Below are 14,559 nucleotides of genomic sequence, written 5' to 3'. Positions count from 1 at the left end.
CGCCTACGACTTGCCGGCCGCAGAACGATTTTCGGATGGACGATGAGAAAGAACCTGCTCCCCGTCGCCGCGCTGTTGCTCGGCACTCTGTTCCTCTTCCTTGGAAACGGTCTGCTGGGTCTGCTCCTGCCGGTGCGCGGGACGGCGGAAGGATACCCGACCACGATTCTCGGCCTGATAGGCACGTCCTGGGCTTCGGGCTTCGTGCTTGGCTGCTTCTTCGCCCCCAATGTCGTCAAGCGCATCGGGCACGTGCGGGCCTTCAGTGTCTTCACTGCACTGATTGCAATCGTTTCTCTTCTGACGGGCATGATGATCGACCCCATCTGGTGGCTGGTCTTGCGCGCGCTGACCGGTTTCTCGACCGCCGGCACGTCGATGATCATCGAAAGCTGGCTGAATGAGCGCGCCACCAATGAAAGCCGCGGCGTGATCTTCTCGCTCTATATCGCCATCACCCTCTTCGGCGTCGTCGGCGGGCAGATGATGATCCCCTTCGGCGAAACGACCACCACCTCCTTTTTCATGATCTGCGGAATTCTCTACTGCGTTGCGATGTTGCCGACGCTCTTGTCCAAGGCCGCCTCGCCGACGCCGCTGAAGCAGGTGCGGCTCGACCTTCGCGGCCTTTACCGCAATTCGCCGGTTTCCTTCCTCGGCATCCTGCTGATCGGCATCGCCAACGGCGCCTTCGGCACGCTCGGCGCCGTCTTCGGCCGCCAGGCGGGCCTTTCCGACAGCACCGTCGCGGCGATGATGAGCGTCGCGATCTTCTCCGGGGCGGTCATGCAGCTGCCGGCCGGCCGCATTTCCGACCGGGTCGATCGCCGCTACGTGCTCGCGGTGCTTGCCGGCGTCGGAGCGCTCGCCGGTCTCCTCCTCTTCCTCGTCGAGCCGAGCCACGTCTGGATCGTGCTGACCCTGATCGCCGTCTACGGCGCCGCCGCCAACGCGCTCTATCCGATCGCCGTCTCGCACGCCAACGACTTCGCCACGCCCGAGGATTTCGTCAAGGTCTCCGGTGGCCTCCTGCTGCTCTACGGCATCGGCACCATCATCGGCCCGACGATCGGCGGCCCGGTGATGACCGCGACAGGCCCCTATGGCCTCTTCATGATCACGGCCTGCGCGCATATGCTGATCACGGCTTACGCGATCGTTCGCAGCCGCCGGCGCGCACCGGTGCCGGTCGCCGAGCGCGAGACCTTCTCGCCGGTCAATGCCGGTGCACCGACGACGCCGGAGAGCCTGCAGCTTTCCCCGCGTGCGGCGCCGCTTGGGGAGACGCGAGGAGACACCGTCGACGATCCCGAAGAGGAGGAAAGAGCCAATGAGCCTGTTTGACGACGATCAGCCGAAGAAGAAGACCGCGCATGAGATCGGCAGCGACCTCTCGCAGCTCTCCGTCGACGAGCTCACCGCGCGCATCGCGTTGTTGACGGAAGAAATCGCCCGACTGGAGGCGGAGCGCGCCCGCAAGTCGGCAAGCCGCTCGGCCGCTGAAGGGCTCTTCCGTTGACAGGAAGGCAAGTCCGAGCGTCCGCGCATGGACCCCGCTTAACGGGAAATTAGGCATTTTCTGTAATTGTCCGGTCATCCGGTCCTTCCGGACTCAGACATTTTCACCAACTGGCGAATGGGTCTGATTTTTCTCCCTGTTTTACCTTGAGAGCCGCCCCGCGCGGCTCTTTTTTTGTTTCGCAACAGCTGAATTCAAAGAATTGTGGAGATTAACCCTTTCTTAAGAATACCCTTGCGCGGAATGCGGTATCAGATCATTCTTCGAGCATAGAGGGGCCTCAAGGAAACTTTTCCCAAAGCCGCTCCGTTACCTGACCGTGATGCGTTTTGAACCAGGGAAAAACAGGCATGTCCGAGAGAGGATTGAATACCGTCAGTTTCGCAGGACACGCTGCGTCCTCGGCGCAGTTCAAGGCGCTCTATGCTGAGGGGATGGGCCTTGTCGAGGAAACGGCGAGCTATCTCGACGGGCCTGGCCGGGCCGCCTCCAAGGTATTGCCGCGTATGGCCTCCGTGCTCTACGCCGCCGAGTCGATGCGGCTGACCACGCGGCTGATGCAGATGGCTTCCTGGCTTCTTCTGCAGCGTGCCGTCAACAACGGCGAAATGAGCCGCGACCAGGTCATCTCGGAAAAGAGCAAGGTTCGCCTCGACAGCTTCAATGTCGACCGTAGCGCGCCCGGCTGGAACGAGCTGCCGGACAGCTTCCGCGATCTGATCGAACGGTCGCTCCGCCTGCAGAACCGCGTCGCCCTTCTCGACCGCGAGATTTACCGCCCGCAGGAGGCGGCAACCTTCGTTCCGGACAACCAGAACGGCGTCAAGGCGCAGATCAAGCTGCTGCAGACCGCCTTCGGCGCCAACTGACGCGGAATCCCGTTCTCCCGAGATGTCTCCGCCCGGCCGTCGCGCCGGGCTTTTCTATGCGCTCGGCACGAGAAAGTGAGTGCGGTCTGTCATTGCATAGCCCAGCAGTCATCTTCTCAGTCCGTCCGCCCGCCTGAGAGCACGCGAAAAGCATGTTTGCGCATGGATCCTCGGGTCAAGCCCGAGGATGACGAAAGAGAAGTGGGCCGTCGATAGACGCGGCCGACGTTTGAGCGCGTCTGTCGGCATCGGCCCCGGCTTGACCTGTCCTGAAGCGTTACCCAGAGGGTCATCCTCGGGCTTGACCCGAGGATCCAGGCACAAGCCGCTTGAGGTCGAAGGAAAGTCGGTCGCCTGGCTCTTTCACCACGATCGCATAGCCCAGGGCAGCAATAGCCAACAAAAAAGCCCGGCACTGCCGGGCTTCGAAAACGCGATTGCGCGAAACGATCAGAGGCCGAGGCCTTCGAAGCGCTTCTTGAACTTCGAAACGCGGCCGCCGCGGTCGACGAGCTGCTGGTTGCCGCCGGTCCAGGCCGGGTGCGACTTCGAGTCGATTTCGAGGTGCATCGTTGCGCCTTCCGAACCCCAGGTCGAGCGGGTTTCGTATTCGGTGCCGTCGGTCATGACCACCTTGATCGTGTGGTATTCGGGATGGATGCCTGCCTTCATAACAATCTTCCTAGAGTTCCAGGGTCCAATTGTCGCAAGGCATTGCGACTTTGGGACCGAACACGTAAATGAAGCCGCGGACCGCTCTTGGCCACGGCTTCTTTAATTCGATGCCGTGCCTATACATGAAGGTCTGCGGGATAACAAGTGCCGCGCGGAAGACTTAATCGACCCTCCGTGACAGGCGATCGGGGGTCACGTGCCAAGACAAGAGAACCAAGCGCGGGAGCGCAAGTCCGTCCGGCCGCTTGCAGCCGTGCTGCCCTATGTCAGGCGATACCGGCACCTTGCGATCGGCGCCGCCGTCTCGCTGACGATCGCCGCGGTGACCACGCTGACGCTGCCTCTGGCGGTCCGCCGGATGATCGACCACGGCTTCTCCAACTCCGATTCCGCCTTCATCAACACCTATTTCTCCATGCTGATGGTGTTGGCGATCGTCCTCGCGCTGGCAAGTGCCGCCCGCTACTATTTCGTCATATCGCTCGGCGAGCGCATCGTCGCCGATCTCCGGCGCGACGTCTTCGCCCGGGTCACGGCGCTTTCCGCCTCCTTTTTCGACGTCAACCAGTCCGGCGAGATCGTTTCGCGGCTGACCGCCGACACCACGCAGATCAAGTCGGCCGTCGGCGCCACGGCGTCCGTCGCGCTGCGCAACCTGATCCTCTGTCTGGGGGCGATCGGCATGATGGTCTATACCAGCCCGAAACTGTCGAGCCTGGTCATCGCCGCCATTCCGCTCATCGTCTTCCCGCTCGTCGGCTTCGGCCGCTCCGTCCGCCGCCGCGCCCGTCAAGCGCAGGACACGCTCGCCGCCGCCTCGGCTTACGCCGGCGAGGCAATCGCCGCCACCCGCACGGTGCAGGCATTCAATGGCGAAGCGAGCGCCAACAACCGTTTCGGCACGGCGGTGGAGGAGGCCTACGGTGCCGCCCGCGCCGCGATCCGGGCGCGCTCGGCACTCACCGCCTTCGCCATCACCATGGTGTTCGGCAGCGTCGTGGCGGTGCTCTGGTTCGGGGCTCGTGACGTGCTCAATGGAACGCTGTCCGCAGGCACGCTCAGCCAGTTCCTTCTCTACTCGGTCTTTGCCGCCGGCAGCCTCGGAGCACTCTCGGAAGTCTGGGGCGAAATCTCGCAGGCTGCAGGCGCCGCCGAGCGGCTGAACGAACTCCTGAGCGAAGTTCCGCAAATCCGCGCACCTGAGGACCCAGCGGCCATGCCCGTGCCGGCCCGGGGAGCGATCGCGTTCGACGACGTTCATTTCGCCTATCCGGCGCGGCCCGACTACAAGAGCCTCAAGGGGCTGAGCCTTGAGGTGGAGCCGGGCGAGACCGTTGCCGTCGTCGGCCCTTCCGGCGCCGGCAAGAGCACCGTCTTCTCGATGCTCCTTCGCTATTACGACCCAAGCAGGGGAACCGTGCGGATCGACGGCGTGGACATCCGCAGCGTTGACCCCAAGGATCTGCGTGAGCGGATCGCCATCGTTCCCCAGGACGTGACGATCTTCGCCGCCTCGGTGCATGACAACATCGCCTTCGGCGCCCCGGAGGCCAGCCGCGAGGCGGTGCAGGCGGCCGCCATTGCGGCGCAGGCCGATGAATTCATCGCAAGGCTCGACCGGGGCTACGACACGCCGGTCGGCGAGCGCGGCGTGACGCTTTCCGGTGGCCAGCGCCAGCGCATCGCGATCGCCCGGGCAATTCTCAGGGATGCTCCAATCCTGCTTCTCGACGAGGCGACGTCGGCTCTCGACGCTGAGAGCGAGACGCTGGTGCAGAAGGCGCTCGACGGGCTGATGCGCGAGCGCACCACGCTGGTCATCGCGCATCGGCTGGCGACGGTGCTGAAGGCGAACCGCATCCTCGTCATGGATCACGGCCGTATCGTCGAGGAAGGCACCCACGCCTCGTTGATCCGCCAGGGCGGGCTCTATGCCAAGCTCGCGCGGCTCCAGTTCGATCATGGGGCGGAAGGACTGTTCGTCGCGTCCCCGGCCTGAGGCCGGTCGTTAACCACGCGCCCCTCGGATGTGATTGTTTCTCGATTCGCCATTGCCCGCGGCAAGCACGGCCCTATTGTAATGGGGCCGGCTTTAGCCGGCGGCGCCTTCGACGAGATTGGGAGGATATCCGTATGCCATTTCCAAGCATGACCCGCCGCGCAGCCCTCGCCTTCGGCATCGCCACACTCTCCGCGATGACACTGGGCAGCCCGGCGCAAGCGCAGAGCTTTCCGGACCGGACGATAACGCTCGTGGTCCCCTTCGCCGCCGGCGGCTCGACCGACGTCGTCGCGCGGATCATCGCCCAGAAAATGTCCGACGATCTCGGCCAGCAGGTCATCGTGCAGAATGTCGCCGGCGCCGGCGGCAACCTCGGAGCGTCCAATGTCGCGCGCGCCGATCCCGACGGCTACACGATCCTCATGGCGACGGTCGCAACCCATGCGCTCAACCCGCTGATCCTGAAGACCAAGCCCTACGATCCCGAGAAGGATTTCGCGCCGATCTCGCTGCTGGTCGTCGTTCCGAACGTGCTGGTCGTCAATCCGGAGCTGCCGGCCAAGACAGTGCAGGAATTGCTGGCGCTCCTCAAGGCGTCGCCCGACCAGTACAGCTATGCCTCATCCGGCAATGGCACGCCGCTGCATCTTTCCGGCGAGCTCTTCAAGAAGATGGCGGGTGTCGAGTTGCAGCACATCCCATACAAGGGTTCCGGCCCGGCGCTGAACGACGTCATTGGCAATCAGGTGCCGATCATGTTCGACAACCTGCCCTCGTCGTCTGGTCACATCAAGGCCGGGACGCTCAGGGCACTGGCCGTGACGACCGCCGAACGCGCGCCCTCCTTCCCGGACGTACCGACCATCGCCGAGTCCGGCATTCCCGGCTACGAGACCTATACCTGGAACGCACTCTTCGCCCCGGCCAATACACCGCAGCCGGTGATCGCCCGCCTCAACGAGGCGGCGAAGAAGGCGCTCGCCGATCCGGAGGTCCAAAAGCGCATGGATGAGTTCAGCGCCAAGATCGTCGGTTCGACGCCCGAAGAACTCGCTGCCCATGTGAAGGCGGAACTGGCAAAATGGACGCCGGTCGTGCGCGACGCGAACGTGCAGATGGATTGACGAGAGACCGGCGTTTGCCCCTCATCCGGCCTGCCGGCCACCTTCTCCCCGCAAGCGGGGCGAAGGGAACCTGCGGCACCCGCTCAAGCCTCCTCTCCCCGCAAGCGGCTGGCGCGTGCCCGTCCTCTCTCCCCGTCAGAACGGGGAGAGGGCTAGGGTATCCCCAACCCCAAGGGCTAGGGTGAGGGGCAAATCACACAGCGCAACATGGCGATTCGTCAATCAAACTTCCGCGGCCGCGCCCCGCCCCGCGGCACGGCCGGAAAAGATGCAGCCACCCAGGAAGGTGCCCTCGAGCGCGTTGTAGCCGTGCATGCCGCCGCCTCCGAACCCGGCGACTTCGCCGGCCGCATAAAGGCCCGGTACCGGCTCGCCGGAAAGCTCCAGCACCTGGCCGGAGAGATTGGTCTGTAGTCCGCCGAGCGTCTTGCGCGTCAGGATATGCAGTCGCACGGCGATCAGCGGGCCGGTCTTCGGGTCCAGGAGACGATGCGGCCTGGCGGTGCGGAGCAACCGGTCGCCGCGATAGGCGCGAGCACCGCGAATGGCGGTGACCTGAGCGTCCTTGGAAAACGGATTGTCGATCTCCCGGTCGCGCGCCTCGATCTGCGCCTTGAGGTGGCTGACCGAAAGCCGGTTCTCGCCCGTCAGCCCGTTCATTGCCTCGACAAGATCCTCGAGCCGGTCCTTGACGACGAAGTCCTCACCCCTGTCCATGAAGGCCTGCACCGGGCCGGTCGGCTTGGCGCCGAGCCGCTTCAGGAGAAGCGCTATGCTCTTACCGGTGAGATCGGGGTTCTGCTCCGACCCGGAAAGGGCAAACTCTTTCTTGATGATCGCCCGCGTCAGGATGAACCAGCTGTAGTCGTGGCCGCTGCGGCGGATCGCAGCCAGTGTCCCGAGCGTATCGAAGCCGGGCATGGCTGGCGCCGAAAAGCGGTTGCCATCGGCGTCGCACCAGAAGGAGGATGGTCCTGGAAGGATGCGGATGCCGTGGTCCGGCCAGATCGCGTCGAAGTTCTTGAGACCCTCGGTATAGTGCCACATGCGGTCGGCGTTGATGACCGAGCCGCGGGCTCGGCCTGCGATCTCGAGCATCCGGCCGTCGACATGATGCGGCACGCCGCTGACCATCGAGGCCGGCGGCTGGCCGAGGCGCTTGCGCGGCCAGTTGCGGCGCACCAGTTCGTGATTGCCGCCGATGCCGCCCGAGCAGACGATCACCGCGCCGGCGGAAATCTCGAAATCGCCGATCACGTCGCGCGAACTGCGCTCGCCGCGACCGACCGGATCCGCCTTGAGGATCGCCCCGCGCGCACCGGTCACGGCGCCGCCCGCCGTGACGAGCTCGTCGACGCGGTGGCGGAAGCGGAAACGGACAAGACCGCGGCTTTCCGCCTCCCGCACCAGCCGGATGAAGGGTTCGAGCACGGCCGGGCCCGTGCCCCAGGTAATGTGGAAGCGCGGCACGGAATTGCCATGGCCGTGCGCAAGGCCGCCGCCCCGCTCGGCCCAGCCGACGACGGGGAACCAGCGCAGCCCGAGCGCATGCAGCCAGCGTCGTTTCTCGCCGACGGCGAAATCGAGATAGGCTTCGGCCCAGAGACGCGGCCAGTGATCCTCGGGTCGGTCGAACTGCGACGACCCCAGCCAGTCCTGCCCGGCCAGCTCACGGCTGTCGCGAATGCCCATGCGCCGCTGCTCGGGACTGTCCACGAAGAACAGGCCGCCAAGCGACCAGAAAGCCTGGCCGCCGAGATTCTGCTCCCCCTCCTGGTCGAGAACGATCACCTTTCGGCCCCGCGCCGCCGCCTCGGCCGCCGCCGCGAGCCCGGCAAGCCCCGCACCGATGACCAGCACATCGCAATCCATCAAAGGCGCCCTCCCCCAAACACCCCTCGATCGAGCGACTCTTACGCATACGTCAAGGTAAGTTCAAGCGGGGCGTGCGCGCCTATTTCTCGGTCAGCTTGAGTTCGATGCGGCGGTTCTGCGCGCGCGCGTCGAGGCTCTCCCCGACCGCGATCGGCTGGTATTCGCCGAAGCCGGCCGCCACCAGGCGGTCGGCCGGCACGCCCCTGGAGATCAGGAACTTGACGACCGAAGTCGCACGCGCCGAAGACAGTTCCCAGTTGTCGGCGAAGCGCCCGGTGCCGGAGAGCGGCACGTTGTCCGTATGGCCGTCGACGCGCAGCACCCAGTTGATCTCGGCCGGAATCTCCTTGGCAAGGTCGAGGAGCGCGGTGGCGAGCTTCGCCATCTCCACCTGGCCTTCAGGGTTCAGGTCGTTGCTGCCCGAGGAGAACAGCACTTCCGACTGGAAGACGAAGCGGTCGCCGACGATGCGGATGTTTTCGCGATCCGATAGGATCTCCCGCAGGCGCCCGAAAAAGTCCGAGCGATAGCGGTTGAGTTCCTGCACACGCTGGGCGAGCGCGACGTTCAGCCGGCGGCCGAGATCGGCGATCTTCGCCTGCGACGACTGGTCCTTCGCCTCGGAAGCCTGCAAGGCGCCCTCGATGGCGGCAATCTGGCTGCGCAGCGCGGCGATCTGCTGGTTCAAGAGCTCGATCTGGCTCATCGCGCGGGAGCTGATCTGCTTTTCGTTCTCCAGTTCCGAACCCAGCCGGCCGATCTTCTGGCTGGCCGCATCCGCGCTGCCGGCACCCTGGTCGAGCAGCGCCTGCAGGCGTGACCGCTCGCCCTCCGACTGCGCCAGCGACGCCTGGAGATTGGCGAGCGAATCCTCGAGATCCTGCTTGCCGCTCTTTTCGAGAGCCAGAAGCTGGGTGAGTTCGTTGATCTGGCTGTTCAGCCGGTTCAACACCTCGTCCTTGCCGGTGATTTCCCGCCCCATCAGGAACTGCGCCGTGACGAACACGCTGAGCAGGAACATGATCGCCATCAGCAAGGTCGAAAGCGCGTCGACGAAGCCCGGCCAATAATTGATCGTCCGCGGATTGCGGCCCCTTCGGGCGAGCGCCATGGATCAGTCACCCCCGCTTTCGTCGGCGTGGCTGAGCTTCGCCTGCGAGGCGGCCCTCTCGCTGTTCACGGCGATCCGGTCGGCCTGGCCGATGCGCGAAGTCAGCCGGTCGAGCGTCTTGCGCATCGACTTGGCCTCCTCCTGCTGCGCCTCGATCCAGTCGCGCAGCATCTGCTGCTCGCCGCGCATGTTCTTGACGAGGCCTTGAATGCCCTCGGCAAGGCTCGCCATCGCCGCCGTCGTGCGCTGGTTGACGCCACCATCGTGAGCGAGGCGGGAGAGCTGGTCGGCGACACGTCGCATCTCCTCCGCCGGCGCGCCACCGGCCACCTCGATCGGCGACGACAGTCCGGATCCGACATCGGTAACCGATGAAAGCCAGTTTTCGAGCTCCGTGTAGAAGCGGTTCTGCGCGCGGCCCGCCTGGAGATCGAGGAAGCCGAGGATCAGCGAACCGGAGAGGCCGAAGAGGGAGGCCGAGAAGGCCGTGCCCATGCCTGTCAGCGGCGCCGAGAGGCCGCTCTTCAGAGAGCTCAGGAGGTCCTCCGTCGTGCCCGAGCCGGCGTCCAGCGACTGGATGACGGTATTGATCGAGCCGATCGTCCCGAGAAGACCCCAGAAAGTACCCAGCAGGCCGAGAAAGACGAGAAGACCAGCGAGATATCGCGTGATGTCGCGCGACTCGTCGAGGCGGGTGGCGATGGAATCGAGGATCGAACGGAGCGCGATCGTCGAGATCGTCGTCTGGCGACCGCCGATCAGCGCCCGCATGGGTGCAAGCAGCACCGGGTCGCGTCCGACCTTGTCGGCGCTGCCGGCCGCGCGGAACGAATTGAACCAGCGCACTTCCGGTCTGAGGCCGATGACGTGGTTGAACGCCAGCAGTATGCCGATCAGCAGCACTCCGAGGATCAGCCCGTTGAGACCGGGATTGCCAATGAAGGCTTCGCGCGCCTGCCGGAAGAGGATCGCTGCGACAAAACCCACGATGATCAGGAAGATGACCATCGTCCAGAAATAGGGCATCGGGCTTGAAAGCTTGTGCGGATTATAGTTCTCCTCCGCCACTTCCTGCCCACGCCAGCCGGACAGATTCAGTTTTGTCATGCGTTTGCCAATCTCCCGGTTTGCGGCATTACCCTCGCGCCTGTCGGCACAGGCGATCGCTTGCTGCAACTCTTTGAAGTAGCGGATCATTCTCGAAATCAATAGCGATCCCGAACGAACGATGCCGCCGATGGCCGGAGACCATCCCTTTCGGCCCGGAGACTAGTGGAACTTTGCGCCAAATTGAAGGGAAAACGGAAGGTGCTGCGCAGGAATGCGCTCGGTCGCCCCTCTCGGATATCTTCGAGAAGAATGCCTTGGAGCAAAAGACGGGCGCAGGGCCGCCCGCATTGCTCGCTTCAGGTTAGGCCATGGGCTACTTCGTCGGAACCGGGCGGTGAATGACGTCGCGCAGCGCCTTGGCGATATATTCGTTGCCGCAGATGATCGAGCCGTCTTCGACGGGCTTCGATCCACCGTCGATGTCGGTCACCCAGCCGCCGGCCTCGCGGATGAGCAGGACCCCCGCGGCGATGTCCCAGGCGGCAAGGTCGCGCTCCCAGAAGCCGTCGAAGCGCCCGGCAGCCACATAGGCAAGGTCGAGCGAGGCAGAGCCGAAGCGGCGGATACCGGCGACCTCGCCCATGACGTGGCGAAGTTCGATGAGATATTTGCCATGATTGCCGCGGCCGAGATGCGGCGTGCCCGTGCCGATCACCGCATCGGAAAGGACCTTGCGGGCGCCGACGCGCAGGCGCCGGTCGTTCAGGAAGGCGCCGCCGCCCCGCTCGGCCGTATAGAGTTCGTCGGTTGCCGGATTGAAGACGACCGCGCCGACGATTTCACCCTGGCGCTCCAGCGCGACCGAGATGGCGAAATGCGGAAGGCCGTGAAGGAAATTGGTGGTGCCGTCGAGGGGGTCGACGATCCAGCGATGGGCGCCATCGGTGCCCTTGATCTCCTCGCCTTCCTCGCCGAGGAAGCCGTAGGTCGGGCGAGCCTTCAGGAGGTCCTCGCGGATGATCCGCTCTGCCTTGCGGTCGGCCTGGGAAACGTAGTCGCTCGGCCCCTTCAAGGAGACCTGCAGGTTCTGTACTTCGCCGAAATCGCGCGCCAGCGACTTGCCGGCCTTGAAGGCCGCCTGGACCATGACATTGAGAAGGGCAGAACGAGCCATAGGGCAATCCTCTGAAAGCGAAGGCCGGCCGAGAATCTCGACCGGACATTGAACCTGCTTGACGGCCCGCCCGCGCGACGGCTCGGCGAGGGACGCAACCGTCGTCAAAAAACCGAGTGAGAAATCACTCCGTCCGCGGAACGGGGGGCCTGGGGTCGCGGACAAAACCGCGGCTTCCAGACCACAAAATCCCCGAAAGTTCAAGCGAAATAGATGCTGCCTGTCGAATTGCTGCTCAGGACGAGCGGAACTTGTTCGCCGCCCCGAGCGCCGATTTCTGCTGCGTGTCGTTGAGGCCGAGATAGAAGTCCTCGAGCACATCGTCCTTGAGCCCTGCCCGGCGCGACAGCACGTACCACTTCGCCGCCTCGATCGGATCGGGCCGCGCGCCGATGGCGTTGACGAGGAGATGGGCAAGCCGGTTCTGCGCGACGACATTGCCTCCCTCGGCGGCCCGCTTCATCCAGGCGAAGCCCTCTTCGAGGTTGCGGTCGCCGCCGATCCCCTCGATCAGCCAGATCGCCATGTCGAGCTGTGCCGTGTCATAACCGGCGCGCGCCGCCCGAAGCAGCCATTCGCGGGCGCGCGCCCGCTTGCCGTCGTCGATGCCTTCGACATTGAGATAGATCTGCGAGAGCGCATATTGCGCGTCGGCAATGCCCTGTTCGGCGGCCTTCTCGTAATAAGGCATAGCCGCCTTCAGCCCTTTCTGGCCGGGCATGTCGGCAACGAGCGTCTGCCCATAGTTGAACTGGGCAGCCGCACTGCCGAGATCGGCGGCCTTCTTCATCAGTTCGTCGGATCGCTTCCGGTCACGCTTGACGTAGCTCCCCTCCAGCAGGATCAGCGCATATTTGAACATCGCCGCCGGATCGCCGTTGTTCGCCGCCTGGCCGTACCAGAAGGCTGCATCCTTGCGGTTGCGAGCGACGCCGAGACCCTGCTCGAAGATCGATGCGACCAGCGTCTGGGCCGCCGGGTCGCCGAGTTGGGCACGCGGCAGCGCGAGGTCCATTGCCGTCAGGTAATAGCCGCGCTGGAAGGCTCCATAGGCCTCGTCCAATTTGCCGGCGAACGGCTTTTCGGCTGGAAGCGCCGGAAGTTCGGCGCCCATGCGGTCGATGACGTTGACGCCGGCGGACGGCTTGCCCTCGCCCGCCTTTGGCTTGGCACTCGTATCGCTCTTCGCCGGCTTTTCGGCGTCCTCCGGCAGCGCCGCGCCGTTATACGGCGTGATCCGCCCGCGCTTTGGGACGAAGCCCTCGTCCGCCGGCGCAGGAGCTTGCGGCTGTTCGGCGCGGGCCGGCAAGGCGGCCAGAGCGAGAGCGACGGAAAGGACCGCGGCCCGGCTCAATTTGAGGGAGGATCGGCTCAGCATCGCCACGTCTAATCTTCAAACCGTGGCGCTTTTTCGTCAAGCAAGGCGTTGACGGCGGCGACCACGGAGGGCGCCTGGCCCGGCTTGGCGAAGACGGCGAGGCGAAGCGCGACGAATTCGGCCCCGGTCTCGGCCACCGCGAGCGCAGATTGCGGATCGGTGCCGCCCATCACGATGCAAGGAATTTCGATCATCGATGCCCACCACTCGGCGAGCGCCAGGTTCTTCGGATGCGCCTCCGGCTTGATGTCGCCATCGGTGCGGCCGAAGAAGACGTAGTCCGGCCGAAGCTCGCCGATCTCGAGCGCATGGTGGCGGTCGGTTGCATTGCCGCCGCCGACGATCATCTTCGGCGTATGCCGCTCGATCGCCTCGGCAAGGACATCCGGGCCGGCGGCGATATGAAGGCCATCCGCCTTGGCGCGGCCGGCGACGCGCGTATCGCCCTCGATGAGCGCCGCCGCGCCCGCCTTCTGGATCACCGGCACGAGCGCTTCGGCGTGCCTTTGGAAGTCGGTATCGCTTAAACCGTATTGCGGAACGATAACGGATGCCACGTCTCCGCCCTTGAGCGCATCGGCGAGCACCTCGGAACATTGCGCTACATCCGGCATGTCGGGTGCGATCAGCACGAGGCGGCAGCGGTTATCGGTATTGCTCATATCGTTCGTTCCTGGCGATGTCCGCTTCGCGAGGCGGGATTCCGCTACTCGATTTCATTCGGGAAAACCGATAGACGGAGATGACCCAAGGATCAACCACCGCTCATGCTTCCCGATCTCGACTTCTATCTCGTCGCCGTTCCGGCAGTCCTGCTCGTTGGCCTCAGCAAGGGAGGCATGGGAGAAGCGCTGTCGCTGATGGGCGTGCCGATCCTTTCGATGGCGGTCTCGCCCGTCCAGGCGGCGGCATTGCTTCTGCCCATCCTCATCGCCATGGACATCGTCTCTCTATGGTTCTGGCGCAAGCACGGCGACCGGAAAACGCTCACCATGCTGCTGCCCGGCGCGCTCGCCGGCATTGCCATCGGCTGGGCGACCTCCGCCTATGTGCCGCGCGATGCGCTGCGGCTGATCATCGGCGCCATCACGGTCGTGTTCGTGCTGCGCTACGTCTACACGGTCTGGAAGAGCCGCAGCGGCGCGGCGATCCTTCCGAAGCAGCATCGTCTCGGTCCCGCCGCGCTGTGGGGAAGCTTTGCGGGATATGGCAGCTTCGTCGCGCATGCCGGCGGTCCGCCGTTCCAGATCTACGCCCTGCCGCTGAAGCTCGACCCGCGCGAATATACCGGCACCATCGTACGCTTCTTCGCAACGCTCAATGCGGTGAAGCTCATTCCCTATTTCGCGCTGGGGCAACTCGACACCAGCAATCTCCTGACATCGGCGACCCTCTTTCCCCTGGCGATGGTCGCGACGGCCTGCGGCGCCTGGATCGTCCGCCGGATGAAGCCGCAGGTATTCTATCCCTTCATGTACACCATGGCCTTCATCGCCGGATCGAGACTCGTCTGGGAAGGGCTTGGGAGTTTGTTGGCCGGGATCTAATGTATGCGCCGGTTCGCCCCTCATCCGGCCTGCCGGCCTCCTTCTCCCCGCAAGCGGGGCGAAGGAGACTCGCCGCACCGCCTTCGTCCCCTCTCCCCGCGCGCGGGGAGAGGGCTAGGGTAAGGGCTGGGGTGAGGGGCAACCCGGGGAGTCCACCGCCCGGCGATCGCTGATGCTGCAAAGCAACGCGGATTTATCGCAATGCACAATTTTCTTGCTGCCCCGGGAGAATTCG

At 64.7% G+C, this 14,559-nt stretch carries 13 protein-coding genes; 6 read left to right on the top strand and 7 right to left on the bottom strand.

What is annotated here, in order from left to right; genetic code table 11:
• Nucleotides 1–42 precede the first annotated feature (42 nt).
• The 3 genes from AU381_RS19490 to rcdA all read left to right on the top strand — a co-directional run bounded on the left by AU381_RS19490 (nt 43) and on the right by rcdA (nt 2,388).
• Nucleotides 43–1,344 carry an MFS transporter gene (locus tag AU381_RS19490; protein ID WP_064243470.1) on the top strand — a complete coding sequence of 434 codons (1,302 nt, stop codon included), beginning with the start codon at nt 43–45 and terminating at the stop codon, nt 1,342–1,344.
• A complete protein-coding gene (locus tag AU381_RS19485; protein ID WP_018235560.1) occupies nt 1,331–1,519 on the top strand; it encodes a DUF1192 domain-containing protein in 189 nt (62 codons plus the stop codon). Before AU381_RS19490 ends, AU381_RS19485 begins: the two co-directional genes overlap by 14 nt.
• Nucleotides 1,520–1,869: 350 nt before the next feature.
• Entirely contained in the window at nt 1,870–2,388 is a 519-nt protein-coding gene (gene rcdA, locus AU381_RS19480; protein WP_064243378.1) for a protease adaptor protein RcdA, read from the top strand.
• A gap of 450 nt (nt 2,389–2,838) precedes the next feature.
• On the opposite strand, the gene rpmE is transcribed toward rcdA, so the two are convergent.
• Nucleotides 2,839–3,060 carry a 50S ribosomal protein L31 gene (rpmE, locus tag AU381_RS19475; RefSeq protein WP_012709319.1) on the bottom strand — a complete coding sequence of 74 codons (222 nt, stop codon included), beginning with the start codon at nt 3,058–3,060 and terminating at the stop codon, nt 2,839–2,841.
• Between the two features lie 199 nt (nt 3,061–3,259).
• Between rpmE and AU381_RS19470 the strand changes: the two genes are divergently transcribed.
• Nucleotides 3,260–5,062 carry an ABC transporter transmembrane domain-containing protein gene (locus AU381_RS19470; protein ID WP_064243377.1) on the top strand — a complete coding sequence of 601 codons (1,803 nt, stop codon included), beginning with the start codon at nt 3,260–3,262 and terminating at the stop codon, nt 5,060–5,062.
• 134 nt (nt 5,063–5,196) lie between these two features.
• Nucleotides 5,197–6,189, top strand: coding sequence for a Bug family tripartite tricarboxylate transporter substrate binding protein (locus AU381_RS19465; RefSeq protein WP_064243376.1), 993 nt, complete (start codon nt 5,197–5,199; stop codon nt 6,187–6,189).
• Between the two features lie 222 nt (nt 6,190–6,411).
• On the opposite strand, the gene AU381_RS19460 is transcribed toward AU381_RS19465, so the two are convergent.
• The 6 genes from AU381_RS19460 to AU381_RS19435 all read right to left on the bottom strand — a co-directional run bounded on the left by AU381_RS19460 (nt 6,412) and on the right by AU381_RS19435 (nt 13,439).
• Complete coding sequence (locus tag AU381_RS19460; RefSeq protein WP_082910195.1) at nt 6,412–8,061, bottom strand: FAD-binding dehydrogenase; 1,650 nt, start codon at nt 8,059–8,061, stop codon at nt 6,412–6,414.
• 82 nt (nt 8,062–8,143) lie between these two features.
• Nucleotides 8,144–9,175, bottom strand: a complete 1,032-nt coding sequence (locus AU381_RS19455; RefSeq protein ID WP_064243374.1) for a peptidoglycan -binding protein — start codon at nt 9,173–9,175, stop codon at nt 8,144–8,146.
• Nucleotides 9,176–9,178: 3 nt separating this feature from the next.
• Nucleotides 9,179–10,282, bottom strand: coding sequence for a MotA/TolQ/ExbB proton channel family protein (locus AU381_RS19450; protein ID WP_064243469.1), 1,104 nt, complete (start codon nt 10,280–10,282; stop codon nt 9,179–9,181).
• A gap of 316 nt (nt 10,283–10,598) precedes the next feature.
• A complete protein-coding gene (locus AU381_RS19445) occupies nt 10,599–11,399 on the bottom strand; it encodes an inositol monophosphatase family protein (RefSeq protein WP_064243373.1) in 801 nt (266 codons plus the stop codon).
• Between the two features lie 235 nt (nt 11,400–11,634).
• The gene (locus AU381_RS19440) at nt 11,635–12,777 is read right to left on the bottom strand and encodes a tetratricopeptide repeat protein (RefSeq protein WP_064243468.1); all 1,143 of its coding nucleotides are present in this window, start codon (nt 12,775–12,777) and stop codon (nt 11,635–11,637) included.
• 8 nt (nt 12,778–12,785) lie between these two features.
• Nucleotides 12,786–13,439: a thiamine phosphate synthase gene (locus AU381_RS19435; protein ID WP_064243372.1), complete on the bottom strand. Its 654-nt coding sequence runs from the start codon at nt 13,437–13,439 to the stop codon at nt 12,786–12,788.
• A 105-nt stretch (nt 13,440–13,544) separates the two neighbouring features.
• Here AU381_RS19435 and AU381_RS19430 point away from each other — a divergent pair, with 105 nt between their 5' ends.
• Entirely contained in the window at nt 13,545–14,324 is a 780-nt protein-coding gene (locus AU381_RS19430; RefSeq protein ID WP_064243371.1) for a sulfite exporter TauE/SafE family protein, read from the top strand.
• The last annotated feature ends 235 nt before the right edge of the window (nt 14,325–14,559 follow it).

The organism is Sinorhizobium glycinis (genome assembly GCF_001651865.1).
GTDB classification, from domain to species: domain Bacteria; phylum Pseudomonadota; class Alphaproteobacteria; order Rhizobiales; family Rhizobiaceae; genus Sinorhizobium; species Sinorhizobium glycinis.
The sequence above is the reverse complement of the archived record's forward strand: the minus strand, read 5'-3'. Positions and strand labels throughout refer to the sequence as shown.

Coding starts and splice junctions, on each gene's coding strand:
- AU381_RS19435 (WP_064243372.1), bottom strand. CDS start 13,439: ATGAGCAATACCGATAACCGCTGCCGCCTCGTGCTGATCGCACCCGAC.
- AU381_RS19460 (WP_082910195.1), bottom strand. CDS start 8,061: ATGGATTGCGATGTGCTGGTCATCGGTGCGGGGCTTGCCGGGCTCGCG.
- AU381_RS19485 (WP_018235560.1), top strand. CDS start 1,331: ATGAGCCTGTTTGACGACGATCAGCCGAAGAAGAAGACCGCGCATGAG.
- AU381_RS19450 (WP_064243469.1), bottom strand. CDS start 10,282: ATGACAAAACTGAATCTGTCCGGCTGGCGTGGGCAGGAAGTGGCGGAG.
- AU381_RS19445 (WP_064243373.1), bottom strand. CDS start 11,399: ATGGCTCGTTCTGCCCTTCTCAATGTCATGGTCCAGGCGGCCTTCAAG.
- AU381_RS19490 (WP_064243470.1), top strand. CDS start 43: ATGAGAAAGAACCTGCTCCCCGTCGCCGCGCTGTTGCTCGGCACTCTG.
- rpmE (WP_012709319.1), bottom strand. CDS start 3,060: ATGAAGGCAGGCATCCATCCCGAATACCACACGATCAAGGTGGTCATG.
- AU381_RS19430 (WP_064243371.1), top strand. CDS start 13,545: ATGCTTCCCGATCTCGACTTCTATCTCGTCGCCGTTCCGGCAGTCCTG.
- AU381_RS19465 (WP_064243376.1), top strand. CDS start 5,197: ATGCCATTTCCAAGCATGACCCGCCGCGCAGCCCTCGCCTTCGGCATC.
- AU381_RS19440 (WP_064243468.1), bottom strand. CDS start 12,777: ATGCTGAGCCGATCCTCCCTCAAATTGAGCCGGGCCGCGGTCCTTTCC.
- rcdA (WP_064243378.1), top strand. CDS start 1,870: ATGTCCGAGAGAGGATTGAATACCGTCAGTTTCGCAGGACACGCTGCG.
- AU381_RS19455 (WP_064243374.1), bottom strand. CDS start 9,175: ATGGCGCTCGCCCGAAGGGGCCGCAATCCGCGGACGATCAATTATTGG.